This window comes from uncultured Sphingomonas sp. (assembly GCF_913774285.1).
GTDB lineage: Bacteria > Pseudomonadota > Alphaproteobacteria > Sphingomonadales > Sphingomonadaceae > Sphingomonas.
The window spans coordinates 313498-337204 of the sequence record NZ_CAJYHX010000028.1 but is presented as its reverse complement, the minus strand read 5'-3'; the positions used below and the strand labels follow the sequence as shown (position 1 = coordinate 337204).

Sequence of the window (23707 nt, the reverse complement as noted above, 5' to 3'; positions counted from 1 at the left end):
CCATGGACATGCCCCCCTCTCGCTATCGCGTCGAAGAGCGGGGCCGAAGGCTGGTCGTCATCGATCGCAAGACTGGACGCGAAGTCTCCCATACCAAATCTCCCCTCCCGCTTGCGGGAGGGGTCGGGGGAGGGGATGGCAGCCATAAGGGTAAGCGGCACAGATCAGCCCCTCCCCCGTCCCCTCCCGCAAGCGGGAGGGGTGCGCAGGGTTGGCGGTTCGGGATTCAGCGTCCGAAAGCCACGCCGGACAGCTTCGTCACGCGCAGCTGGTTCGACGCCAAGGCGCCGCGCACCATCAAGCTCAACTACACCGCGCATTCGCGGCTGGCGACGCTGCGCTTCGGCGGCGCGATCCTGATCGCGCTGCTGGTGACCGGCAGCTTCCTGTTCTGGCCGTGGTTCCCCGTCACACTCGCGGCGGTGCTGGGCCCCGCGAAGACGCGCGCGCGTCTCCGCGACGCCAGCACTCGCTGGATCGACGGCTTCGATCAGGCCGGCTGAAGCGCGGCCTCGTCGGCGGTCGGATAATCGGTGTAGCCCTCGGCGCCACCGACATAGAACAGCTCTTCCCGCTGCGGGTTGAGCGGCAGCCCCTCGCGCAGGCGGCGCGGCAGGTCCGGGTTGGCGAGGAAGGTCCGCCCGAAGGCGATGGCATCGGCCTCGCCTGCGTCGAGCGCCGCCTGGGCGCTGGCGGCATCATAGTTCGAGTTGAGCGCGAGCACCCCGCGATAGACCTTGCGCATCACCGGATGGATTGGCGGCTGGTCGGGCTCGCCCCGGCTTCCGCCCGGACGCGGCTCGCGCATCTCGAGGAAGGCCACGCCGATATCGTCGAGCGCCGCCGCAGCCGCCTCGAACAATGGCACCGGGTTGCTGTCGTTGACGCCCTGCACTTCGCCGTTGGGCGAGAGTCGCACGCCGGTGCGATCGGCGCCGATCGTGTCGACCACGCGCTGGCTCACCTCGCGGAGCAGGCGGATGCGGTTCTCGATCGAGCCGCCATATTCGTCTTCGCGGAAATTGGCATTGTCGCGCAGGAACTGGTCGATCAGATAGCCATTGGCGGCGTGAATCTGCACCCCATCGAACCCGGCGCGGATCGCGTTCTCGGCGGCGCGGGCATAATCGGCGAGAATGCCGGGGATCTCGTCGATGCGCAGGGGGCGGGCCTGGGTATAGGGCCGCTTGATCTCGCCGGCGTCCTCTGCCGGATAGGTGCGGACCTCGCCGGGCGCAGTGGTCGCCGAAGCGGAGACCGGCGGCTCGCCGCCGAGGAAGTCCGAATGGACCAGCCGGCCCATGTGCCAGAGCTGCGAGACGATCTTCCCGCCGGCTTCGTGGACAGCGGCGGTGATCGGCTTCCACGCCTCGACCTGCTCGTCGCTCCAGATGCCGGGCGCGTAGGCCCAGCCGAGCCCCTGCTGGCTGATGCCGGTCGCTTCGGTGATGATCAGCCCGGCGCTGGCGCGCTGGCGGTAATAATCGACCATGACCGGGGTGGGCACATGGCCGCGCGTCGAACGGCCGCGGGTGAGCGGCGACATCCACACGCGGTTGGCGGCGTGGATCGCGCCGAGCTGAATCGGATCGAACAGGCTGGGCATCGAAATTCCTTTTGCAGCTTGTGACTTCGCACAGATAGGGCGCTACAGGGCGCCATGCAGCGCAACGCACCGACAACAAAAACTTCCCCGGCACGAAGCCATGTTGCGACCGCGCTCGTCGCAGCACTCATCGCAAACGCCGCGCTGGCGACGGGCCCCTTGTTCGTGCGGATGGCGGATGTCGGGCCGGTGTCCGCCGCCTTCTGGCGGCTGATCATCGCCACGCCGATCCTCTTCGCCGCCGCCACTGCACTGGGCGAAAAGCCGCTTGCGCTGGCACGCGGGCGCTGGTGGATCCTCAGCATCGCGGGCGTGGTGTTCGCGCTGGATCTCGCCAGCTGGCATGTCGGCATCGTCCGCACGACGCTCGCCAACTCAACGCTGTTCGGCAATTCGGCGTCGCTGATCTTCCCGATCTACGGCTTCGTCGTCGCGCGTGCCTGGCCGAGCAAGATGCAGGGCGCCGCACTGCTCCTCGCCGCGATCGGCGGGGCGCTGCTGCTCGGGCGCTCGGCCGAGCTTTCCTCGCGACATCTGGCGGGCGACCTGTTCTGCCTCGCCGCCGGCGTGTTCTACGCGGTCTATTTCGCGCTGATGGCGCGGGTGCGGGTGTCGCTCGGCCCGGTGCCGGCGCTGGCGCTGTCGTCGCTCGCCACCATCCCGCCGCTGCTGGTGATCGCGCTGGCGATGGGCGAGCAGATCGTGCCGCATCTCTGGTGGCCGCTGCTGGCGCTCGCCATCGTCAGCCAGCTGATCGGGCAGGGCTGCATGATCTATGCGCTCGGCCATCTCTCGCCGCTGGTGATCGGCATCGCGCTGCTGGTGCAGCCGGCCGTTGGCGCGGCGCTCGGCTGGATCATCTTCGGGGAGCGGCTCGGCACCGCCGATCTGTTCGGCGCGGCGCTGGTCGCGGCGGCGCTGGTGCTGGTGCGGCAGGGCGCGGTACGGCCCAAGGGGTAGGCGGTTGCCGGGCGGCGGCTTCGCGCCTAGATCAGCACCCATGGATCTCGCCGACGCCACCCTCGACGAACTGCGCGCGGCGCTTGCGCCGTCGCTTGCCGCCAATGCCGCCTTCGACGGCTGGAACCAGCGCGCGCTCGACGCCACCGCCGACGGCATGGGGGTCGACCGCGACGTGGCGCGACTCGCCTTCTCGGACGGGCCGCTAGCGATGATCGACGCCTGGTTCGCGCATATCGACCGCGCGATGCTCGACGAGCTTTCGCTGGAGGCGCTGGCGGGCATGAAGATCCGCGCGCGTATCACCGCGCTGGTCGAGGCGCGGCTGGCGCTGCTCGCCCCCTATCGCGACGCGCTGCGCCGGGCGCTGGCAATCCTCGCCATGCCGCAGAACCTCGCGCGGGCGAGCAAGCTCGGCTGGCGCGCGGCCGATGCGATGTGGCGCGCGGCCGGCGACACCGCCACCGACTATAACCACTATACCAAGCGGATGACGCTCGGCAGCGTCTATGCCGCGACGATCGCCGTGTTCGTGCAGGACGAGAGTGAGGAATGGGCGGACACCCGCGCCTTCCTCGCGCGGCGGATCGAGGGGATCATGCGGTTCGAGAAGGCCAAGGCCGGGTTCGTGAGCCGCACGACCAACCGGCCGAGCCTCTCCCGCTTCATCGGCCGGCTGCGCTACCCGGCGATCTGAGGCCGCGCCGGGCTAGCCCGGTCCGCTACCATGCGTTCGCCGTCGATCGTGATCGGGCTGGCGAGGCCCGGCAGCCCGTCGCGCACGATCGCCATGCCGCGCGCGATCACCTGCGGATCGGCGAACACCTCGTCGACGCGGTTGATCGGCCCCGCCGGCACGCCCTGCGCCTCCAGCGCCTCGTAGAGATCGGCCTTGGTCCAATCGAGGATCGCGCGGGCGAGCTGCGGGATCAGCGCATCGCGATTCGTCACGCGCGCCGGGTTGGTCGCGAAGCGTGCATCGCTCACCAGATCGAGGCCGAGGATCGAGCAGAGCTTGGCGAACTGCGAGTCATTGCCCACCGCCACGATCAGCTCGCCGTCGCGGCAGGCAAAGGCCTGATAGGGCACCAGATTCGCATGCCCGTTGCCCATGCGGTGCGGCACCGTGCCGCTCGCCATCCAGTTGAGCGCCTGGTTGGCGAGCACCGCTACCTGCGTATCGAGCAGCGCCATATCAATATGCGCACCCACCCCCTCCACATCGCGGCGACGGAGCGCGGCGAGGATCGCCACGGCCGAATACACGCCGGTGAAAATGTCGGCATAGGCGACGCCAGCCTTCTGGGGCGCACCGTCGGGCTCGCCGGTGAGGCTCATCGCCCCGCCCATGCCCTGGATGATGAAGTCATAGCCGGCGCGGCCCGCATAGGGCCCGGTCTGGCCGAAGCCGGTGATCGAACAGACGATCAGGCGCGGGTTGGCAGCGCGCAGGCTGGCCGCATCGAGCCCGTACTTCACCAGCCCGCCGACCTTGTAGTTCTCGATCACGACATCGGCATCGGCGATCAGCGCGCGGGCGGCCGCCTGCCCCTCGGGCGTGGCAATGTCGATGCCCACGCTGGTCTTGCCGCGGTTGCAGGCGTGGAAATAGGCGGCATCGCGGTTCGCGCCCTTGGCATCGTGGAGGAAGGGCGGGCCCCAGTGACGGGTGTCGTCCCCTGCCCCGGGCCGCTCGACCTTCACCACCTCGGCGCCCAGGTCGGCGAGCAGTTGCCCGCACCACGGCCCGGCCAGGATGCGGGCGAGCTCGACGACCTTGATGCCGGCGAGCGGCTTCACGAGCGCCGGATCTCGTAGACGACGTGCGGCTTGTTCTCGCCGGCCGTGATACGCGGCAGCGTGCCCGGGCGCAGCACGCCGCCGACTTTCTCCATCGCGCGGCGCGAGCGGACATTGTCCGCCCCCACCATGAACGTCGCGGTCGCAACCTCGCGGTGGATATGGGCGAGCATCAACGCCTTGATCTCGCGATTGTAGCGCCCGCCCCAATAGGCACGGGCGAGATAGGTCCAGCCGATCTCGATCTCGTCGGCCTCCGGTACCCAGTTGTCGTAGCGCGACGCGCCGATCACCGCGCCGCTCGCCCGATCCAGGATCGTCAGGCCGCCCCCGCTTCCCAGGCAGGCATCGAAAAAGGCATCGAACACCGGCCGCTGCCAGCGATCATGCGCCGGGTGCACCTCCCAGACAAGAGGATCGCTGGCAACCGCATAGAGCGGTTCCCGATCGGCCTCCGTCATTGGCCGGATGCGGACGAGAACGCCCTCCAGCACCGGCTGCCGATCGGGCGCCATCAGAACGCCGCGATGCCGGTGATCGCCCGGCCGAGGATCAGCCCGTGCACGTCGTGCGTGCCCTCATAGGTGTTCACCGTCTCGAGGTTGATCGCATGGCGGATCACATGGAATTCGGCCGAGATGCCGTTGCCGCCGTGCATGTCGCGTGCAGTGCGCGCGATCTCCAGCGCCTTGCCGCAATTGTTGCGCTTGATGATGCTGATTGCTTCCGGGCTGAGCGTGCCCGCATCGAACATCCGGCCGCAGCGCAGCGCCGCCTGCAGCCCGAGCGCGATCTCAGTCTCCATATTGGCGAGCTTGAGCTGCACCAGCTGGGTCGCCGCGAGCGGCCGGCCGAACTGATGGCGATCGAGCGTATATTGCCGCGCGGCATGGAAACATGCCTCGGCCGCGCCCATCGTACCCCAGGCGATGCCGTAGCGCGCGCGGTTGAGGCAGCCGAACGGACCCTTCAGCCCCTGGACGTTGGGGAGCAGCGCATCTTCGCCGACTTCCACGCCGTCCATCACGATCTCGCCAGTCACCGAAGCGCGCAAGCTCAGCTTGCCCTCGATCTTCGGGCTGGTGAGACGCTTCATGCCGCGCTCCAGCACGAAGCCGCGGATCGCGCCGTCATGCGCATCGCTCTTCGCCCAGACGACGAAGACGTCGGCGATCGGCGAATTGGTGATCCACATCTTGGCGCCGGTGATCCGGTAGCCGCCGTCGATCTTCTCGGCGCGGGTGCGCATGCCGGCGGGATCGGAGCCCGCATCGGGCTCGGTGAGGCCGAAGCAGCCGACCCATTCGCCGCTCGCCAGCTTGGGTAGGTACTTCCGCCGCTGCTCCTCGCTGCCATAGGCATGGATCGGATGCATGACGAGCGAGCTCTGCACGCTCATCGCCGAGCGATAGCCCGAATCGACCCGCTCCACTTCGCGTGCGACCAGCCCATAGGCGACATAGCCGAGGCCTGCCCCGCCATAGGTTTCGGGGATCGTCGGCCCGAGCAGACCCAGCGTGCCCATCTCGGCCATGATCTCGCGGTCGAAGCGTTCCTCAAGATATGCGGAGGTCACGCGCGGGAGCAACTCGCCCTGCGCATAATCGCGTGCGGCGTCGCGCACCATCCGCTCTTCGTCGGTCAGCTCGCCGTCGAGCCCGAACGGATCCTGCCAGTCGAACCGGCCCATCTCTGCCATTTCAGTCGTTCCTCGGTGTCTCCGGTGCCGGGGCGGGGGCGGGTGCCGGCGCCACGACCGGGGGTTTGGGCGGCGTTGCAGCGGCCGCCTTCTCTATTTCGTCCAGCGCCTTGCGCGCGTTCACATAGCGCGAGGCGGCACTGGTCCAGCCCTCCGCTATCGACGCGCCGGGCATGTGCATCACTTCGGCGATCGCGGTCTCGACATTGCCGGCGGCCAGGGCACTGCGGGCGCGGCGCAGCCGCTCGGCCGGGCGGGGGCTCGGCATGCCGGCCTGATGCAACACGAACAGATCGCCCACGAAGCTGCGGAAACGCACCCACAGGCTGTCATCGGGCGCGGCGCCGAGCCTCGGCGCGATCGTGTCGAGCGCGATGCGCAGGTCTTCGATTGTCAGCGGGTCGTGCGCGGCGGTGGCGATCGCGGCCACCGCCTGCGGGTGCCGTTCGCCGAAGCGCGCGCGGAGCTGCTGCTCCAGGCTGCCCAGCGGCTGGCCGCGCTCGATGGCACGGCGCACGGCGGCGGCGACCATCAGCCGTTCGGCCTGGGTGGAGTATTGCGCCGCATTGCGTGCGCTCTCGTCAGCCTGGCGCAGCTCCAGCTCCAGCGCGTCGAGCCGCGCGGCGAGCTGGCTTTCGCGGGCATCGAGCGTCGCGACGTCGGTGGCGGGGGCCAGCACCGGCGGCGGCACCTTCAGCGGCTGGACTGACGGCGAGGCGGCCGCGGCGGGCTGGTTCGGATCGTTCGCCGTGCTCTTGAGATGCGGGCCGGCCAGCTCGATCGCGCCCGCCGTCAAGGCGACGCCGGCAAGGAAGCCCAGCCCGACGGGGATCATTCGATTACGGCGCGGACTCAGGGTTCGGACCGGCTCGGGCGCCAGGGGCTCGTCGCTCATGGCCGCCCTTTTCGCCGCGCGGGCTTCCCGGGTCAACCAGCCCCGCGGGTCAATCGGCGAGCGCGACGGCGAGGTCGAGCAGCGCTTCGGTTTCCGGGCACGCCGCAACGGCGGTCACTGCCCAGCCCTGCCCCGCCCCGGCGGCGGCAGCCTCGCTCACCGCCGCGAGCCGGACAGTGCCGCGATCGTGGACGAGTTCCGCCAGCCGTGCGCCGGCGCGAGCGGACTGAACGAGGGCCACACAGCCCGCCAGCGCCGCGACGTCCGCGACGGAAACCGGCAGCACTTCGCTGGCATAGACCGGGATCACGTCGGCCACGATGCCGCCGGCATGCAGCGTCCGCTCCTGACCCGCGAGGTGCAGCGCACGGTGGACGCCCGCCGCCTCGGCCTGCGCGACCAGCGCCGCCGCTCCGGCACCGCCGGTGGCGATCACATCGAAATGCGCGCGCCGCGCGGCGGAGGCCGTGGCTTCCCCCACGGCGTGCACGGGCAGTCCCCGCAATGTCGCCAGCCCCTCGCCCGCAAGCCGGACCGCATTGGCGCTCGTCAGGATCAGCGCGTCATAGCCCGCAGGATCCGGCACGTCCCACGCCAGCGGCCGCGTCGCGAACAGCGGCAGGCGGATCGCGGTGCGTCCGCGTCCCTCTACGGCGGCGGCGGTGATGCGGTTGCCGGGCTCGGGCCGCAGCACCGCGATGGGACGGCTCATCCGGCGAACAGCGCACGCACCGCCTCGGGCGCGCGGTCGAGCAAGTCGCGGGCTAGCGTCGCGGGCAGCATCGCATCCTCGGGCGCGCCTTCGATCATGCCATGGACATGCGCGCTGCCGTCGGCGGCGTAGAGCTCGGCCTCGATGGTGAGGATCGCGCCCTCGATCGTCGCCAGTGCGGCGACCGGCGAATGGCAGTCGGCCATCAGCGCGGCGAGCAGCGCGCGCTCGGCCAGCACACAGGCACGCGTCTTCGGATGGTCGATCGCGGCGAGCAGCCCGAGCATCCGAGAATCGTCGGCACGTGCCTCGATCCCCACTGCCCCTTGGGCCGGAGCCGGCAGCATCACGTTGGTCGGCAGGATGTGGCCGACATCGAATCGCCCCAGCCGCTCCAGCCCCGCCGAGGCGAGCAATGTCGCATCCGCCTCGCCCGCCGCCAGCTTGGCGAGCCGGGTGTCGACATTGCCGCGGAACAGCACCGTGGTCACGTCGGGCCGGTGGCGCTTCACCTGCGCGGCGCGTCGCGGCGAGGCGGTGCCGATCACCGCACCGGGCTTGAGCGCAGCGAGCGTTTCGGCGCCGACCAGCCGGTCGCGCACGTCCGCGCGGGGCAGCATCGCGGCAATGGCAATGGCTTCGGGGCGGACGGTCTCGACATCCTTCATCGAGTGCACCGCGCAGTCGATCTCGCCTTCGAGGAGCGCGCGATCGAGCTCCTTGGTCCACAGCGCCTTGCCGCCGATCTCGGCGAGCGGACGGTCCTGCACCTTGTCGCCGGTGGTGCGGACGATGACGATCTCGCCGTCGATGCCGTGCGCGGCCTTGAGCGCGTCGCGCACCATATGCGCCTGGGTAAGAGCGAGCGGCGACCCGCGCGTGCCGATGCGAAGTGCAGTCATGGGGCAGGTGCTAGGGTCACGCGAAAGCGAGGGCAATGGGGGTCTTCGCGGATCCAAACGCCCTCGGCCTCTGGACCCCGCCGCCAAGCGGCTTAGATGGGAGACATGGCACTCATCCTCGGACTTGAATCGAGCTGCGACGAAACCGCGGCGGCCCTGGTGGAAAGCGACGGCACGATCCGCGCGCACAAGCTGGCGCGACAGGAAGAGGCGCACCGGCCCTATGGCGGCGTCGTGCCGGAGATCGCCGCGCGGGCGCATGTCGAGACGCTGGGGCCGCTGGTCGAGGCGGCGTTGGAGGAGGCGGGCGTGACGCTGGCCGAAGTCGACGCGATCGCCGCGACCGCAGGTCCCGGGCTGATCGGCGGGGTTATGGTGGGGCTCGTCACCGGCAAGGCGCTGGCGCTCGCCGCGGGCAAGCCGCTGGTGGCGGTGAATCATCTGGAGGGCCATGCGCTGTCACCCCGGCTCGGCGATCGCAGCCTGGAATTTCCGTACCTGCTGCTGCTCGTCTCGGGCGGGCATTGTCAGCTGCTGCTGGTCGAGGGTGTCGGCCGCTATCGCCGGCTCGCCACCACGATCGACGATGCCGCGGGCGAGGCGTTCGACAAGACCGCCAAGCTGCTCGGCCTCGGCTTCCCCGGCGGCCCGGCGGTGGAGAAGGCGGCCGAACGCGGCAACCCCAAGGCGGTGCCGCTGCCGCGCCCGCTGGTCGGGTCGGGCGAGCCGCATTTCTCCTTCGCGGGCCTCAAGAGCGCGGTCGCGCGGGCGGTGAACGACCATAGCGCCGAGGATCTCGCCGCCTCGTTCCAGCAGGCGGTCGTCGATTGCCTGGTCGATCGCACCCGGCTGGCGCTGGCGGTGACCCGCCCGACGGCGCTGGTCGTGGCGGGCGGCGTCGCGGCCAATACGGCGGTGCGGACGGCACTGGAGTCGCTGGCAGCCGAGCATGCCCTGCCCTTCGTCGCGCCGCCGCTCTGGCTGTGCACCGACAATGCGGCAATGATCGCCTGGGCCGGCGCCGAGCGCTTCGCCCAGGGACTTACCGATCCGCTCGATTTCCCGGCGCGGCCGCGCTGGCCGCTCGACCCCGATGCGGAAAAGGTGCGTGGTGCGGGAGTGAAGGCATGAAGATAGGGGTGATCGGCGGCGGCGCCTGGGGCACTGCGCTGGCGCAAGTGGCGGCCCGAGGTGATGCGCCGGTGCTGCTCTGGGCGCGCGAGCCCGAGGTGGTGGAGAGCATCAACACCAACCACGAGAACCGCCAGTTTCTCGCCGGCGTGCCGCTCTCGCCGAGCATTCGCGCGACGGGCAGCCTGGGCGATCTCGCCGGCTGCGACGCGCTGCTGGTGGTGGCGCCGGCGCAGCACGTTCGGTCGGTACTGGCCGAGATGACCGTGGGCGCGACCCCGCTGGTGCTGTGCGCCAAGGGGATCGAGGCGGGCACCCGGCTGCTGGTCGGCGAAGTCGCCCGCAGCGTGGCGCCGGAAGCGCCGATCGCGGTGCTGTCCGGCCCCACCTTCGCGCATGAAGTAGCGGCGGGGAAGCCGACGGCGGTGACGCTGGCGTGCGAAGATACGGACCTGCGCACGCGGTTGAGCGACCGGCTCGGTGCGCCCGCCTTCCGCCCCTATGCCTCGGCCGATGTGATCGGGGCGGAGATCGGCGGTGCGGTGAAGAATGTGCTCGCCATCGCTTGCGGGGTGGTCGAGGGCGCCGGGCTCGGCCTTAACGCCCGCGCCGCGCTGATCGCGCGGGGCTTTGCCGAGATGACGCGCTTCGGCCTGGCGCGGGGTGCGCAGGCGGAGACACTGACCGGGCTGTCGGGGTTGGGCGACCTGGTACTCACCTGCTCCTCGACCAACTCGCGCAACTTCTCGCTGGGGGTGGGCCTGGGCCAGGGCCGCAGCGCCGCCGAGCTGCTGTCGGATCGCAAGACCGTGGCCGAGGGCGCGTTCACCGCACCCGTGTTGCGCGAGGCGGCGGCCGAAGCGGGGGTGGAGATGCCGGTGACGCTGGCGGTCAATGCGCTGCTCGAAGGCGCGCCGGTGGCCGAGGTGATCGACGCGCTGCTCAGCCGTCCGCTAAGGGCGGAGGCGGTTTGAGTTCCCTCTAGCCCCTCTCCTGAAGGGGAGGGGTTCAAGAAATCAAACGTTACAACAACCCCAGCCCCGCCAGCTCTCCCATCAGCGACGGCGGCAGTTCGTCCGCCCCGCCCTCCAGATCGCCCAGGTCGCGCGGCGCGTCGGCATCCTCGAGATAGCGCCAGCCCTGGTGCGCCCGCTTGGGCCGCGCCTGGACCAGCACCAGCTTGGGCTCCAGCAGGATCGCGGTGCGCCCACCCTCCGCCTCGCCGAAGCCTAGAATCGGCGAGCGGCCGACCAGCTGGTGCTTGAGGATCCAGAACAACGAGCCGCCGTCGATCTCTTCGTGCCGCTTGGGCAAATAGCGCGTGGTCAGCGCAACGCCGCCCGCGGCAGCGCGCGCCTCCAGTCGGGATCGCAGGAAATCGACGCTGTCGCAGGCAAAGGCGACCTTGGTGAGATGGAGTGGCACGGGGCCGATTTGGGCGGTCCCTGCCCCGCGATCAAGTCAGCCGCCGAGGCCCACCAAGGTTGCCAGGCCGAGGAAGGAGAAGAATCCCATCACGTCGGTCATCATCGTGACGAACACCGCCGAGGATACGGCGGGATCGACGCGCAGCCGATCCAGCGTCACCGGGATCAGCACCCCCGAAAGCCCCGCGATCACGTTGTTGATCACCATCGCCGCCGCGATCACGACCGCCAGCCACGGGATGCCATAGACCAGCATCGTCCCCGCCCCAATCGCCAGCCCCAGCGACGCGCCGTTGGCGGCGGCGATGCGCAGCTCGCGCCAGATCATCCGCAAGGTGTTCGATTCGGTCAGCTGGTTGGTCGCGATCGCGCGAACGACCACCGCCAGCGTCTGCGTGCCGGCGTTGCCGCCCATGCCCGAGACGATCGGCATCAGCACCGCGAGCAGCGCGAACTTGGCGATCTCGCCCTGGAACAGCCCGACCACCGAGGCGGCCAACATCGCGGTGCCGAGGTTGACGAACAGCCAGGTCAGCCGCGTCCTGACCGTCAGCAGCACCGGCTCGTTGATGTCGCCCTCGCCCGCGCCCGACAGGCGGAGGATGTCCTCGCCGGCTTCCTGCGAGATGATGTGGACGATGTCGTCCACCGTGATCATGCCGACCAGCCGCCCGCTGAGATCGACCACCGCAGCGGAGATCAGCGCGTATTTCTGGAAGCGCAACGCCACTTCCTCCTGGTCCATGTCGACCGGGATCAGCGTCTGCTCGCGCTTCATCACGTCGCTGATCGTGATGCCGCGCGGGGTGCGCAGGATCCAGGAAAGCTCGCAGGTGCCGATCGGCTTGTGCGAGGGATCGACGACGAAGATTTCCCAGAAATCGGTGGTCAGCTCGTCATTGCCGCGCAGATAGTCGAGCACGTCGCCGACGGTCCAATGCTCGGGCACCGCGATCAGCTCGCGCTGCATCAGGCGGCCGGCGGATTCCTCGGGGTAGGACAGCGCCTCCTCGATCGCGGCGCGGTCGTCGGGGTCGAGCGCGCGGAGCACCTCGCGCTGGTCCTCGACATCCATGTCCTCGATGATGGCAACGGCGTCGTCGGTATCGAGTTCGGCGGCGATATCGGCCACCTGATGCGGCTCGAGCGCGTCGACCAGCGCCTCGCGCACCCAGTCGTTCATCTCGGCGAGCACGTCGCCGTCGATCAGGTCGGAAATCGCGGTGACGACATCGGCCCGCCGCTCGGACGGCACCAGCTCGATCAGGTCGGCGATGTCGGCGGGGTGGAGCGGCGCGACCAGCACATGCGCGGCCTCGTCGTTGCCCTCGTCCACCGCATCCAGCACCGCGCTGACGAATTCGGGCTTGAGTCGATCGTCCTCGTCGAGCTGGCTCTCGGGCGCGGCGGCCTCTTCGTGCAGTTCGGTCTCGCTCACCGTCCGACCTCCCGTGCTGCGGCCTCGTCGGGGGGTCGCTGCCACCCTCAGCCCGGATTTGCAAGTCGGCAGCGCACCGCTTAGGGCATCGCTGCAGTTTTAGAGAAGAGGTGCCCCATGGCCGATCCCACTACGCTCGTACTCACGCTCGACACCGGCGACGTCCGCATCCGCCTGCGCCCCGACCTCGCGCCCAACCATGTCGCGCGCATCGCCGGTCTTGCCGACGAGGGCTTCTACGACGGCGTGATCTTCCACCGCGTGATCAACGGCTTCATGGCGCAGGGTGGCGATCCCTCGGGCACCGGCATGGGCGGTTCGGACAAGCCGGACCTGGCGCAGGAATTCTCGAAGGAGCCGCATGTCCGCGGCGTCTGCTCGATGGCGCGCACCAACAATCCGAACAGCGCCAACTCGCAGTTCTTCATCTGCCTCGACGACGCGACCTTCCTCGACGGCCAGTACACCGTCTGGGGCGAAGTGATCGACGGCATGGACCATGTCGACGCGCTGCCCAAGGGCGAGCCGCCCGCGAAACCCGGCAAGATCGTCAAGGCCCGCACCGAGGCTTGAGGCGTGCTCCGTCTCCCGCTTCGTTGAGGCGGGAGAGGCTGGCGCGGCGGTCGGCGATGAAGCCCAAGGGGATTGCACCGCCTTCCCACTACCCACCGTCATCCCCGCGATAGCGGGGATCCATTGACGCCGAAGCGTCGTTTCTTTCCCCAGCGTCCTGGCAAATGGATTCCCGCCTTCGCGGGAATGACGATGGTGCGGAAGGCGAATGCGCCCTCCTCGCTTCATGAGATGGTAAGCCCGCCACGCCTATGGCTTCGTGCTCCACTCCGGTGACCGGCATGTTGCAAACCATTCGCAATCGCAATAATTCCTAAAAGGGTGGATTTCGCGCGCGCGCTGTGCTTAGGCGGGCGCGATCCTTTCCCCGTTCCCTTGAAAAGGCGGACTGCTCCCATGAACATCCACGAATATCAGGCCAAGGAACTGCTCGCGAAGTTCGGCGTGCCCGTGCCGGCCGGCTTTGCCGCGATGAGCGTCGAGGAGGCCGTCGAAGCCTCGAAGAAGCTGCCTGGGCCGCTCTATGTCGTGAAGGCGCAGATCCATGCCGGCGGCCGCGGCAAGGGCAAGTTCAAGGAACTGCCGGCCGAAGCCAAGGGCGGCGTCCGCCTCGCCAAGACCGAGGACGAAGTCCGCCACGCGGCGACCGAGATGCTCGGCAACACGCTGGTGACGATCCAGACCGGCGCCGCCGGCAAGCAGGTCAACCGCCTGTACGTCACCGACGGCGTCGACATCGCCAAGGAATTCTACCTCGCGCTGCTGGTCGATCGCGCCACCGGCCGCGTTGCCTTCGTCGTCTCGACCGAGGGCGGCATGGACATCGAAACCGTCGCGCATGACACGCCGGAGAAGATCCACACCTTCGACGTCGATCCCGCGACCGGCTTCATGCCGCACCATGGCCGCGCCGTCGCCAACGCGCTGGGCCTGGAGGGCGATCTCGCCAAGCAGGCGCAGAGCCTCGCCGGCAAGGTGTACGACACCTTCCTCGGCACCGACGCCTCGCAGATCGAGATCAACCCGCTCGCCGTCACCGACGACAACAAGCTGATGGTGCTCGACGCCAAGGTCGGCTTCGATTCGAACGCGATGTACCGTCACAAGGACCTGATGGAACTGCGCGACGAAACCGAAGAGGATCCGATGGAGCTCGAGGCGTCGAAGTACGACCTCGCCTATATCAAGCTCGACGGCGACATCGGCTGCATGGTCAACGGCGCCGGCCTGGCGATGGCCACCATGGACATCATCAAGCTGAACGGCATGTTCCCGGCCAACTTCCTCGACGTGGGCGGCGGCGCGAACAAGGAGAAGGTCACCGCGGCGTTCAAGATCATCCTGAGCGATCCGGCGGTGAAGGGCATCCTCGTCAACATCTTCGGCGGCATCATGCGCTGCGACATCATCGCGGAAGGCATCGTCGCTGCCGCCAAGGAAGTGAACCTCTCGGTGCCGCTGGTCGTGCGCCTCGAGGGCACCAACGTGCAGCAGGGCAAGGACATCCTGGCCAATTCGGGCCTGCCGATCGTCGCCGCCAACGACCTGGGCGACGCCGCCCAGAAGATCGTGGCGGAGGTGAAGAACGCGGCGTGAGCGAGGTGGCCGCCTCGGCTGTGAAGACGGTCGAAGGCGGCTGCCGCTGCGCCCGCGTGCGGTTCCGGGTGACGGGCGATGCGCTCGTCACCATGGCCTGCCATTGCACCGGCTGCCAGCGCATGACCGCCAGCGCCTATTCGCTGAGCGGGCTCTATCCGGCAGAAGCGTTCGCGGTAATCGAGGGCACGCCGGTGATCGGTGGCCTGCATGGCCCCACGCGGCATTTCCACTGCGACCATTGCAAGAGCTGGCTGTTCACCCGACCCGAGGGTCTGGACGCCTTCGTGAATATCCGCAGCACGATGCTCGACGCCCCGATGTCCGCCCCGCCCTTCCTCGAGACCTTCACCGAGGAAGCGCTGCCCTGGGCCGCGACTGGCGCTTCGTACAGCTATCCAAAATTTCCGCCCCCGGAATCCTTCGGCACGCTGATGCAGGCGTACGCCGAATCGCTTGCGAGCGGTTGACGTTCGCGTAAACGTAACCCAATTGTCCGGGGATAACCCTGGCAGACAGGAAGGATGCGAATGAAGGTCCTGGTACCGGTCAAGCGCGTGCTTGATTACAACGTGAAGCCCCGCGTGAAAGCGGACGGGACGGGCGTCGATCTGGCGAACGTCAAGATGAGCATGAACCCCTTCGACGAAATCGCGATCGAGGAAGCGGTTCGGCTGAAGGAGAAGGGCGCGGCGACCGAGATCGTCGTGGTCACGATCGGCGTCGCCAAGGCGGAAACCGACGTGCTGCTCACCGCGCGCGCCATGGGCGCCGATCGCGGCATCCTGATCCAGACCGACGACGAGGTCGAGCCGCTGGCGGTCGCCAAGCTGCTCGCCAAGGTGGCCGAAGAGGAGCAGCCCGGGCTGATCATCCTCGGCAAGCAGGCGATCGACGACGATTCGAACCAGACCGGCCAGATGCTGGCCGCACTGCTCGGCTGGGCGCAGGGCACCTTCGCCTCCAAGGTCGAGATCGCCGGGGATCGCGTGCACGTGACCCGCGAGATCGACGGCGGCCTCGAGACCGTGGACCTCAAGATGCCGGCGATCGTCACCACCGATCTCCGACTTAACGAGCCGCGCTACGCCACGCTGCCGAACATCATGAAGGCCAAGACCAAGCCGGTCGCGAAGAAGACCGTCGCCGACTACGGCGTCGACGTCACCCCGCGCCTCAAGACGCTGAAGGTGGTCGAGCCGGCCAAGCGCCAGGCAGGCATCAAGGTGGGCTCGGTCGACGAGCTGGTCGAGAAGCTCAAGGGCATGGGAGTCGCGTGATGAAGACACTGGTTTGGGTCGAACACGACCATCAGAGCGTCAAGGACGCGACGCTTTCCACCGTCACCGCCGCGGCAAAGCTGGGTGAAGTCCACCTGCTCGTCGCCGGCAAGGGTGTCTCGGCAGTGGCCGAGGCCGCGGCGCAGATCGAAGGCGTGGGCAAGGTCCATGTCGCCGACGACGCGGCATACGAGCATTTCCTGGCGGAGAACGTCGCGCCGCTGGTCGTCCAGCTGATGGGCGATCACGATGCCGTGCTGTTCCCGGCGACCACGACGGGGAAAAACGTGGCGCCGCGCGTCGCCGCCGCGCTCGACGTGATGCAGATTTCCGACATCCTCTCGGTCGAGGGTCCGGATACCTTCACCCGGCCGATCTATGCCGGCAACGCGATCGCCACCGTGCAGACCAGCGACAAGAAGCTGGCGATCACCGTGCGCGGCACCGCCTTCGACAAGGCAGCCGCAACCGGCGGCAGCGGCACGGTGAAAGCCGTCGCGGCCGCGGGTGACAAGGGTCTGTCGACCTTCGTCGGCTCGGAAATCGCCGCGTCGGAGCGTCCGGAGCTGACTAGCGCCAAGATCATCGTCTCGGGCGGCCGCGCGCTCGGCTCGCAGGAGCAGTTCCACGCGCTGATCGATCCGCTGGCGGACAAGCTGGGTGCTGCCGTCGGCGCCAGCCGCGCAGCAGTGGACGCAGGGTACGCGCCGAACGACTATCAGGTTGGCCAGACCGGCAAGATCGTGGCACCCATGGTCTATGTCGCGGTCGGCATCTCGGGCGCGATCCAGCATCTCGCCGGCATGAAGGATTCGAAGACGATCGTCGCGATCAACAAGGACGAGGACGCCCCCATCTTCCAGGTGGCGGACATCGGCCTGGTCGGCGACCTGTTCACGCTGGTGCCGGAGCTGACCGAAAAGCTCTGAAGCTCGCGTGACGCTTGACTTCGAACGCGATGGGGCGGCGCACCTTGCCGGTGCAGCCGCCCCTTTTCTTGCAGAGCTGCGCGCACTGGCGGCTGCGCTGCCGGCCGGCAAAGCCGGGCTCCGCCTGCACGGTATCGAAAGCCTTGCTGAGCTCCTCGCTCCTGACGCTCTCGGCGCGGCGGCCGCCCACCGCTTGGGCATGGCGGCCCAGCCGGTGCGCGCGATCTGGTTCGACAAGAGCGCCGCGAACAACTGGGCACTAGGCTGGCATCAGGATCGCACCACCGCTGTCCAACAACGTGCCGAGGTGCCGGGCTACGGCCCCTGGTCGACCAAGCAGGGGTTGCTCCATGTCGAGCCCCCATTCTCGGTCCTTGAGTCGATGGTGACGCTGCGGATCCATCTCGATCCGGTACCCGAGGACAACGCGCCGCTGCTCGTGGCCCCCGGATCGCAACGGTTGGGAAAGATTCCGGAAGCAGGAATAGCCGCGACGGTGAAAGCATGCGGCGCCGCGACCTGCCTGGCCGAGGCCGGTGACGTTTGGGCGTATCAAACGCCTATCCTGCATGCTTCGGCCGCGAGCCTTGCAGATGGCCACCGGCGGGTGCTGCAGGTTGACTACTCTACGTTGGACTTGCCCGCGCCCTTGGCGTGGCTTGGCATCTGAGGCGTAAACCCGCCGGCGAGGAGGGTCGCCGGCGGGTCGGGCCTCGCCCAAAGGGGGGAGCGCGCGAGGCCCTCGACAGCGGTCAGGGCATGAGGACGCTGTCGATCACGTGGATCACGCCGTTCGACTGGTTCACGTCGGCGATGGTGATCTTGGCCTTGCCGCCCTTGGCGTCCTGGATCCACCAGCCGCCGCTCGGGCCCTTCATGATCGTGATCGGCTCACCCTCGACGGTGGTGAGCGTCGCCTTGCCGCCATGCGCCTTGGCATTGGCCGCGATCTGCGCCGCACTCATCTTGCCCGCGACGACATGGTAGGTGAGAATCTTGGTGAGCGTCGCCTTGTTCTCAGGCTTCACCAGCGTGTCGACGGTACCGGCAGGCAGCTTGGCGAAGGCGGCGTTGGTCGGCGCGAAGACGGTGAACGGACCCGGCCCCGATAGCGTGTCGACCAGCCCCGCGGCCTTCACGGCGGCGACCAGCGTGGTATGATCCTTCGAGTTCACCGCATTCTGGACGATGTTCTTGGTCGGATACATCGCGGCGCCGCCGACCATCGGGAATTTCTGCACGGCCGCAACAGCGCCGGTGGCGAGCAGCGCGGCACCGACGATTCCGGTGACCGAGGCGAGACGGGTCTTGCGCATCTTCTAGCTTCCTCTTGCTACGCACCCCTCTTTGCGGAGATGCGCCGGAGCTACGGGACGGCCGGCGCCCCGGATGCAGCGATTCTTAAAGAATGGTGATTTTTCCTGCCGCGACCGGCGGGCCGCTCGGTCCGGCATGCGGCGCGGTGTCGGCGTCTTCCATCGTCACCGCCAGCGTTGCCCCTTCGGCGAGCAGCGCGCGCTGCGCCGGCGCCACCGCCATGTCGCGGTTCCCCTGTGCGGCAACCAGGCCGAGCGACACCGGCTTGCCGCCCGCCGGGATCACCCACAGCTCGGGCGCGCGGCGGCTGGCCGGCATCGCTTCGGTGCGGACGTGGAGCATGCCCTGCTCGGCATCGTAGCGCGCGGCGAAGGCGGCACCCGCGGTACCGGTGATCTGCGCGACGACGACCGGCGGCGGCGGCAGCACCACCGGCTGCGGCACCGGGCGCAGCAGCAGGATCGCGAGCAGCACTGCCGCGGCCGCGCTCGCCGCGATCGCCGTGGCGCGCCAGCGGCGCAGCGCGACGACGGTGCCGTGATCCTCGCCGGGGAGCCGCGCCTCGATCCGCTGCCACAGCCCGGCCGATACGGGCGCATCGACGCCGCCCAGCGCCAGCGGCGCGAAATCGAGCACCCAGCGCTCCACCGCAGCGGCAAAAGCAGGGTCCGCCAGTTGTCGGCGGCGGGCAATGGCGAGATCCTCGGCCGCCAGCAAGCCGAGCGCGAGTTCGGCGGCGAGCGCGATGTCCTCGTCTTCGAGGCGGAGCGGATCAGCCATCGCCGAGGCACCCCCGCAATTGCAGCAGCCCGCGCCGGATCCAGCTCTTCATCGTACCCAGCGGCACCGCGGCGGCGGCGGCGAGCTCGGGATAGGTGCGGCCTTGGAAAAAGGCAGCGCGGATCGCCCCGCGCGGCTTTTCCTCCAGCGCCTCGAGGCAATCGAAGATGCGCGCCTGCGTCTCCCCCGCTTCGAGCAGCGTCTCCGCAGAGGGACGGCCGTCAGGCAGTTCGAGCGCGGCTTCGACCGGTGCAGTCTCGCCCAGTCCGCGGGCGCGGCGCCAGTCGATGGCGGTGTTGCGGGCGATCGTGCACAGCCAGGTGATCGGGCTGGCGCGCGACGCGTCGAAGCGCCCTGCCCTGTCCCACACCTTCAGATACACTTCCTGCATCACATCCTCTGCGGCCTCGCGGTCCTGGCAGATACGCAGGCAGACGCCCATCAGCTTCGCCGCCGTCAGATCATAGACGGTTTTGAGCGCCTTGCGGTCACCGCTCGCGACTTCGCCGAGCGCTTGGACGAGCCGGGCGCGCGCGCCGTCGCCGGCCGAAGGAGTGGAAGAAGCCACGCGCGCAACCTAGCGAATCATGCAAGGGGAGCAAGCGCGGCGTGACGGGCGCCGCGTGCGACGAGCAACGCGGCCATCCTGCGCCTCGACGTCGCGGTTCGTCGCGTCGGTGGTGGCCCTGCCCGCCCCGCTTCCCCTATAGCGGCGCGATGCTTCGCCTTCCCCTGATCCCGATGCTGCTGGCGCTGCTCTGCGCCGCCCTCCCCGCCCAGGCCCAGCAGAACGCCTTCGACCTGGTCGGACCGGACCTGAAGCTGACGGTGACGCGGGGCAGCACGACACTGCCGATCGGCGCGGTCCCGTCGCTCCAGCCGGGCGACAAGGTGACGGCCGAGGCGGCGCTGCCGCCCGACCAGGCCGCGCATTATCTGCTGGTCGTCGCCTTCCTGCGCGGCGCAACCAACCCGCCGCCCAAGGACTGGTTCTTCGTCGCCGAGACCTGGCGCAAAAAGAAGAACAAGCTCGAGCTAACGGTGCCGGAGGGCGCCGAGCAGGCGGTGCTGCTGCTCGCGCCCGACACCGGCGGCGGGTTCGATGCAGTGCGCGATGCGGTGCGGGGGCGGCCGGGCGTGTTCGTGCGGGTGGCGCAGGATCTGTTCCAGGCCTCGCTCGATCGCGCCCGGCTCGATGCGTTCGTCACCGCCATCGCGCGGATCGGCGACACCGCGCCCGAGCGGCTCGCCACCGCCGCGCCGGTGCTCGCCAATGCGCTGCGGATTAAGCTCAACGCCGAATGCCTGTCGCGCCCGCGCGGGCTGCAGGCGGCCTGCCTTACTCAGAATCGCGATTCGCTGGTGCTGCAGACCCAGCGCGGCACCACGCTGGCGGAGACGCTGACCGGCACGCCCGCCGACCTCGCCTACAGCATCGCCGCGACGCCCCAGGCGGGGGGCGGCTATTACAGCTCCTATATCGGGCTGGCGCGCGACGTCGCCAAGCTGTTCGGCGCGTTTCGCAGCCCGCAATATCAGTATCTGCCGGCGCTGGCGCTGGGCCGCGGCGACACGCTGAAGCTGCTGCTCAACGCCGCCCCCTCCTTCCAGAGCCCGCGTTCGGTGCTGGCCGCACCGCTGCCGCCGATCGGCCCCGCCACGCCGCCGATCTGGCAGGCCGGCGGCCCGACACCGGTGTGCCTCGCCAAGCCCGATCTGGTGCTGCCGCTGGAGGACGCGCCGCTCCTGTACGCCACCGATTTCGGGCGGTCGCTGTCGGTAAGGGTGACCAGCAATGAAGGGGCGACACGCGACGTGCCCGTGCTGCCCGATGTCGAAAAGGGCGGCGTGAAGCTGGACGGCGCGGTGCCGGCGGACCTGGGTACGGTCTCCAACGCAGTGCTGCAGGGGCGCTGGGGCTTCGATGCCTTCACCGGACCGCGGCTGCCGGTGCAGCTCGACAAGATGGGAGCGTGGCGCGCGGTGCCGGACAGCAACGTCGTCGTCGGGCGCGAGCATCCGCTGGTGCTGCGCGGCGGCGCGGCGTTCTGCGTCAGCCAGATCGCGCTGAGCGATGCGGCCGGCACGCGCACGCCGGTGCCGTTCAAGGTGACCGGCCAGGATGAGCTGACCATGACGCTGCCGCTCAAGGACGCCAAGCCCGGCGCGCTGACGCTGAACATCGCCCGCTTCGGCAGCGCGCCGCCGGACACGATCCCGCTGGTCGCCCGGCTGGAGGCGAGCCGGCTCGATCGCTTCGTGGTGCACGAAGGCGATGCCGAGGGCATACTGGAAGGCGCCCGGCTCGACCAGGTGGCCGGGCTCGACTGGCACGGGCTGCACTTCGCGCCCGGCGCCCTGTCGCGCGGCGGCGACGGCGACCGGCTGGTGCTAACGGCGGAGGCTCCGATCCCCGCCGGTGACGGCGAGGCGGTGGTGCGGCTCCGTGACGGCCGCAGCGTCAAGCTGGCGGTCCGTGCGACGGCGCCGCGCCCCGTAGCGACGCTGCTCAGCCGCGCGGTGAGCGGCAAGCCGGTCACCGGCGCATTGCCGATCACCCTGCCCGACGGCGTGCTGCCCGCCGACGCGTCGATCGACTTCTCGTTCAAGGTGATTCGCGGCACACTGGGGGATGGCGGCGGCGTCGAGATCGCCGGCGCCGAGGGCCCGACCGCCCGACTCGGATTCCGCGACGGCGCGCTGCAGCGTGTGGGCGCCGATGTGGTGGTCGCGCATTTCGCTCCGCGCGCACTGCTGGGCGCCGGCATTGCGGGGCCGCTGCGCTACCGGCTGGTACAGGACGGCACGCCCGGCGACTGGCAGCCCTTGGTCATCCTCGCCCGGCTGCCGCTACTGTCCGGCCTGAGCTGCCCGGGCGACGGCGCGCCGTGCACGCTTGCCGGCCAGGACCTGTTCGTCGTCGCGGCGCTGAGCGATTCGCCCGATTTCGCCCGGTCGACGCCGGTGCCGCTAGGCTTTGTCGGCGGCACGATCCCGGTGCCCGCGCCGACGACGGGCACGTTATATTTGCGCCTCCACGATGCGCCGGAGGCCATCGCGCGCGTGTCCCTTCCCAAATGAACCGAAGTATCTTTCGGGCACGTTGACGACTCACCCGCGCGTCGATCATGATCTTTCTCGTCACGACGCAGAAACGTGACAACAATCGACACATCGTCGGAGGAGAAGGAACCATGATCGTCAAGGCCCTCAAATTGATAGCGCTACCATCGTTGCTTGCGATGGGGGTAGCGGTCGGTAGTGCCCAAGCGCAAACGATCTGTTCGAACCAGACCGGCACCAACAACGGGTTCTTCTTCACCTTCTTTCGTGATTCCGGTTCGGGGTGCATGACGCTCGGCAGTGGCGGCAATTACAGCGTCAACTGGAACCTGGGATCGAGCGGCAACCTCGTCGTGGGCAAGGGCTGGCAGACGGGATCGATCAACCGGGTCGTCGGCTATAATGCGGGCGTGTTCGTGCCGGGCAACAACGGCTATCTCGCGCTCTACGGCTGGTCGACCAACCCGCTGGTCGAATATTATGTCGTCGATAATTGGGGCAATTTCACGCCGCCGGGCAATGCGCAGCAGCTCGGCACGGTGAACACCGATGGCGGCAGCTACCGCATCTACCGCACCCAGCGGGTCAACGCGCCGTCGATCATCGGCAACGCTACCTTCTACCAATATTGGAGCGTGCGGACCGCCAAGCGGGCGACCGGCACCAACAACACGATCACCTTCCGCAACCATGTGAATGCCTGGGCCAATGTCGGCATGAATCTCGGCACGATGAACTATCAGGTGCTGGCGACCGAAGGCTTCGGCAGCGTCGGCAATTCCAACGTCACCGTCTGGCAGCAGTGACGGCACGGGTGGGAGGGCACCCGGCCCTCCCGCCCAAGCTCATTGCACCGTCGGCAGTGCCGCGCGGCAATCCTCGGCGCATTCGCGGCACATTGTCGCGCAGAGCTTGCAATGTTCGTGGTCGTGCTTGGCGCATTCCTCGGCACAGAGCTCGCAGGCGCGGATGCACGTCTCCAGCATCGCCCGCAGCATCGCGATGTTCTGCCCGGTGCGCCGCGTCGCCAGCCGCGCCGTCGCCCCACAGACGTCGGCACAGTCGAGACAGGTGCGCACGCACTGCCGCATGTCCATCGCCTCGGCGACGCAGGCATCGGCGCAGCTGGTGCACATCAGCGAACACAGCATCGCATGGCGCGCCGCCTTGGCGAGTTGGGCATTGGCATCGGCGCCCACATCGGGGTGCAGCGCGATCATCTTCTCAAGCGACATGGATGACTCCTTGCTGGCCGGCATCGGTTCGCCTCCAACGGCTCGCGCATCCTACGGTTCAGAAGAAATGCCGTGGAACCAGCACGATGCGCCGCCCGTTACCGAACGTAACAGGAACATCCGGAGGCGATCATGGCCGAGACACTGCATAACCCGAAGCTCGACGAACATCCCGGCTCGAACACCGAGAAGGATCCCGACGACTGGGTCTCGGGTGACGATCCGATGACCGGCGCCCAGGCCTCCTACCTCACCACGCTGCTCGAGGAAGCGGGCGAGACGCCGATCGAGGGCGATCTCAACAAGGCGGAGGCCTCGAAGCGGATCGATGCACTCAAGGAACAGCTCGGCCGCTGATGGGCGG

At 68.8% G+C, this 23707-nt stretch carries 27 protein-coding genes; 14 read left to right on the top strand and 13 right to left on the bottom strand.

Going from position 1 to position 23707, the window contains the following annotated elements; genetic code table 11:
- The first annotated feature begins 2 nt into the window (after positions 1–2).
- Positions 3–503: a hypothetical protein gene (locus tag QZ670_RS15785; RefSeq protein ID WP_294257008.1), complete on the top strand. Its 501-nt coding sequence runs from the start codon at positions 3–5 to the stop codon at positions 501–503.
- Here the strand turns inward: QZ670_RS15785 and QZ670_RS15780 are convergent.
- Positions 491–1606 carry an alkene reductase gene (locus tag QZ670_RS15780; protein ID WP_294257007.1) on the bottom strand — a complete coding sequence of 372 codons (1116 nt, stop codon included), beginning with the start codon at positions 1604–1606 and terminating at the stop codon, positions 491–493. The genes QZ670_RS15785 and QZ670_RS15780 overlap by 13 nt on opposite strands.
- Before the next feature lie 54 nt (positions 1607–1660).
- Here QZ670_RS15780 and QZ670_RS15775 point away from each other — a divergent pair, with 54 nt between their 5' ends.
- Together QZ670_RS15775 and QZ670_RS15770 are read left to right on the top strand one after the other, a co-directional pair.
- Positions 1661–2566: a DMT family transporter gene (locus QZ670_RS15775; protein WP_294257005.1), complete on the top strand. Its 906-nt coding sequence runs from the start codon at positions 1661–1663 to the stop codon at positions 2564–2566.
- 40 nt (positions 2567–2606) lie between these two features.
- Entirely contained in the window at positions 2607–3263 is a 657-nt protein-coding gene (locus tag QZ670_RS15770) for a COQ9 family protein (protein WP_294257002.1), read from the top strand.
- Here the strand turns inward: QZ670_RS15770 and QZ670_RS15765 are convergent.
- From QZ670_RS15765 to hemC, 6 genes are read right to left on the bottom strand one after another with little or no spacing between them, the layout of a single operon-like run.
- On the bottom strand, positions 3248–4366 hold the full coding sequence (locus QZ670_RS15765; RefSeq protein WP_294257000.1) for a CaiB/BaiF CoA-transferase family protein: 1119 nt from the start codon (positions 4364–4366) through the stop codon (positions 3248–3250). The two genes, QZ670_RS15770 and QZ670_RS15765, sit on opposite strands and share 16 nt — an antisense overlap.
- The gene (locus tag QZ670_RS15760) at positions 4363–4881 is read right to left on the bottom strand and encodes a GNAT family N-acetyltransferase (protein WP_294256998.1); all 519 of its coding nucleotides are present in this window, start codon (positions 4879–4881) and stop codon (positions 4363–4365) included. The genes QZ670_RS15765 and QZ670_RS15760 overlap by 4 nt, the downstream gene beginning before the upstream one ends.
- Positions 4881–6065: an acyl-CoA dehydrogenase gene (locus QZ670_RS15755; protein WP_294256996.1), complete on the bottom strand. Its 1185-nt coding sequence runs from the start codon at positions 6063–6065 to the stop codon at positions 4881–4883. Before QZ670_RS15755 ends, QZ670_RS15760 begins: the two co-directional genes overlap by 1 nt.
- Before the next feature lies 1 nt (position 6066).
- Entirely contained in the window at positions 6067–6960 is an 894-nt protein-coding gene (locus tag QZ670_RS15750; protein WP_294256995.1) for a hypothetical protein, read from the bottom strand.
- 49 nt (positions 6961–7009) lie between these two features.
- Entirely contained in the window at positions 7010–7672 is a 663-nt protein-coding gene (locus tag QZ670_RS15745) for a uroporphyrinogen-III synthase (protein ID WP_294256993.1), read from the bottom strand.
- A complete protein-coding gene (gene hemC / locus QZ670_RS15740; RefSeq protein WP_294256991.1) occupies positions 7669–8574 on the bottom strand; it encodes a hydroxymethylbilane synthase in 906 nt (301 codons plus the stop codon). The genes QZ670_RS15745 and hemC overlap by 4 nt, the downstream gene beginning before the upstream one ends.
- A 105-nt stretch (positions 8575–8679) precedes the next feature.
- Between hemC and tsaD the strand changes: the two genes are divergently transcribed.
- Complete coding sequence (gene tsaD, locus QZ670_RS15735; protein WP_294256989.1) at positions 8680–9705, top strand: tRNA (adenosine(37)-N6)-threonylcarbamoyltransferase complex transferase subunit TsaD; 1026 nt, start codon at positions 8680–8682, stop codon at positions 9703–9705.
- Positions 9702–10679, top strand: a complete 978-nt coding sequence (locus QZ670_RS15730; RefSeq protein ID WP_294256988.1) for an NAD(P)H-dependent glycerol-3-phosphate dehydrogenase — start codon at positions 9702–9704, stop codon at positions 10677–10679. The genes tsaD and QZ670_RS15730 overlap by 4 nt, the downstream gene beginning before the upstream one ends.
- Positions 10680–10728: 49 nt before the next feature.
- Here QZ670_RS15730 and QZ670_RS15725 read toward each other — a convergent pair whose 3' ends face one another.
- Both QZ670_RS15725 and mgtE read right to left on the bottom strand, forming a co-directional pair.
- The gene (locus QZ670_RS15725; protein ID WP_294256987.1) at positions 10729–11130 is read right to left on the bottom strand and encodes a DUF1489 domain-containing protein; all 402 of its coding nucleotides are present in this window, start codon (positions 11128–11130) and stop codon (positions 10729–10731) included.
- Positions 11131–11166: 36 nt separating this feature from the next.
- Positions 11167–12570, bottom strand: coding sequence for a magnesium transporter (gene mgtE / locus QZ670_RS15720; RefSeq protein ID WP_294256985.1), 1404 nt, complete (start codon positions 12568–12570; stop codon positions 11167–11169).
- A 117-nt stretch (positions 12571–12687) separates the two neighbouring features.
- Between mgtE and QZ670_RS15715 the strand changes: the two genes are divergently transcribed.
- The 6 genes from QZ670_RS15715 (at position 12688) to QZ670_RS15690 (ending at position 17618) form a co-directional block, all read left to right on the top strand.
- Positions 12688–13143: a peptidylprolyl isomerase gene (locus QZ670_RS15715; protein WP_294256983.1), complete on the top strand. Its 456-nt coding sequence runs from the start codon at positions 12688–12690 to the stop codon at positions 13141–13143.
- A gap of 396 nt (positions 13144–13539) precedes the next feature.
- Positions 13540–14739 carry an ADP-forming succinate--CoA ligase subunit beta gene (sucC, locus tag QZ670_RS15710; RefSeq protein WP_294256982.1) on the top strand — a complete coding sequence of 400 codons (1200 nt, stop codon included), beginning with the start codon at positions 13540–13542 and terminating at the stop codon, positions 14737–14739.
- The gene (locus QZ670_RS15705; protein ID WP_294256980.1) at positions 14736–15209 is read left to right on the top strand and encodes a GFA family protein; all 474 of its coding nucleotides are present in this window, start codon (positions 14736–14738) and stop codon (positions 15207–15209) included. The genes sucC and QZ670_RS15705 overlap by 4 nt, the downstream gene beginning before the upstream one ends.
- 60 nt (positions 15210–15269) lie before the next feature.
- A complete protein-coding gene (locus QZ670_RS15700) occupies positions 15270–16019 on the top strand; it encodes an electron transfer flavoprotein subunit beta/FixA family protein (RefSeq protein WP_294256979.1) in 750 nt (249 codons plus the stop codon).
- On the top strand, positions 16019–16948 hold the full coding sequence (locus tag QZ670_RS15695) for an electron transfer flavoprotein subunit alpha/FixB family protein (RefSeq protein ID WP_294256977.1): 930 nt from the start codon (positions 16019–16021) through the stop codon (positions 16946–16948). Before QZ670_RS15700 ends, QZ670_RS15695 begins: the two co-directional genes overlap by 1 nt.
- 7 nt (positions 16949–16955) lie before the next feature.
- Positions 16956–17618, top strand: coding sequence for a phytanoyl-CoA dioxygenase family protein (locus QZ670_RS15690; protein ID WP_294256976.1), 663 nt, complete (start codon positions 16956–16958; stop codon positions 17616–17618).
- Positions 17619–17700: 82 nt separating this feature from the next.
- Here the strand turns inward: QZ670_RS15690 and QZ670_RS15685 are convergent, their stop codons facing one another.
- The 3 genes from QZ670_RS15685 to QZ670_RS15675 all read right to left on the bottom strand — a co-directional run bounded on the left by QZ670_RS15685 (position 17701) and on the right by QZ670_RS15675 (position 19613).
- Positions 17701–18264, bottom strand: a complete 564-nt coding sequence (locus QZ670_RS15685) for a fasciclin domain-containing protein (protein WP_294256974.1) — start codon at positions 18262–18264, stop codon at positions 17701–17703.
- Positions 18265–18349: 85 nt separating this feature from the next.
- The gene (locus QZ670_RS15680) at positions 18350–19045 is read right to left on the bottom strand and encodes an anti-sigma factor (protein WP_294256972.1); all 696 of its coding nucleotides are present in this window, start codon (positions 19043–19045) and stop codon (positions 18350–18352) included.
- On the bottom strand, positions 19038–19613 hold the full coding sequence (locus QZ670_RS15675) for a sigma-70 family RNA polymerase sigma factor (RefSeq protein WP_294256970.1): 576 nt from the start codon (positions 19611–19613) through the stop codon (positions 19038–19040). Before QZ670_RS15675 ends, QZ670_RS15680 begins: the two co-directional genes overlap by 8 nt.
- Before the next feature lie 149 nt (positions 19614–19762).
- Between QZ670_RS15675 and QZ670_RS15670 the strand changes: the two genes are divergently transcribed.
- Positions 19763–22126, top strand: coding sequence for a hypothetical protein (locus QZ670_RS15670; RefSeq protein ID WP_294256968.1), 2364 nt, complete (start codon positions 19763–19765; stop codon positions 22124–22126).
- Positions 22127–22239: 113 nt separating this feature from the next.
- The gene (locus QZ670_RS15665) at positions 22240–22914 is read left to right on the top strand and encodes a glycoside hydrolase family 11 protein (protein WP_294256967.1); all 675 of its coding nucleotides are present in this window, start codon (positions 22240–22242) and stop codon (positions 22912–22914) included.
- 39 nt (positions 22915–22953) lie between these two features.
- On the opposite strand, the gene QZ670_RS15660 is transcribed toward QZ670_RS15665, so the two are convergent.
- Positions 22954–23343: a four-helix bundle copper-binding protein gene (locus QZ670_RS15660; protein ID WP_294256965.1), complete on the bottom strand. Its 390-nt coding sequence runs from the start codon at positions 23341–23343 to the stop codon at positions 22954–22956.
- A gap of 132 nt (positions 23344–23475) precedes the next feature.
- Between QZ670_RS15660 and QZ670_RS15655 the strand changes: the two genes are divergently transcribed.
- Entirely contained in the window at positions 23476–23700 is a 225-nt protein-coding gene (locus QZ670_RS15655; RefSeq protein WP_294256963.1) for a DUF3072 domain-containing protein, read from the top strand.
- Positions 23701–23707: the final 7 nt, after the last annotated feature.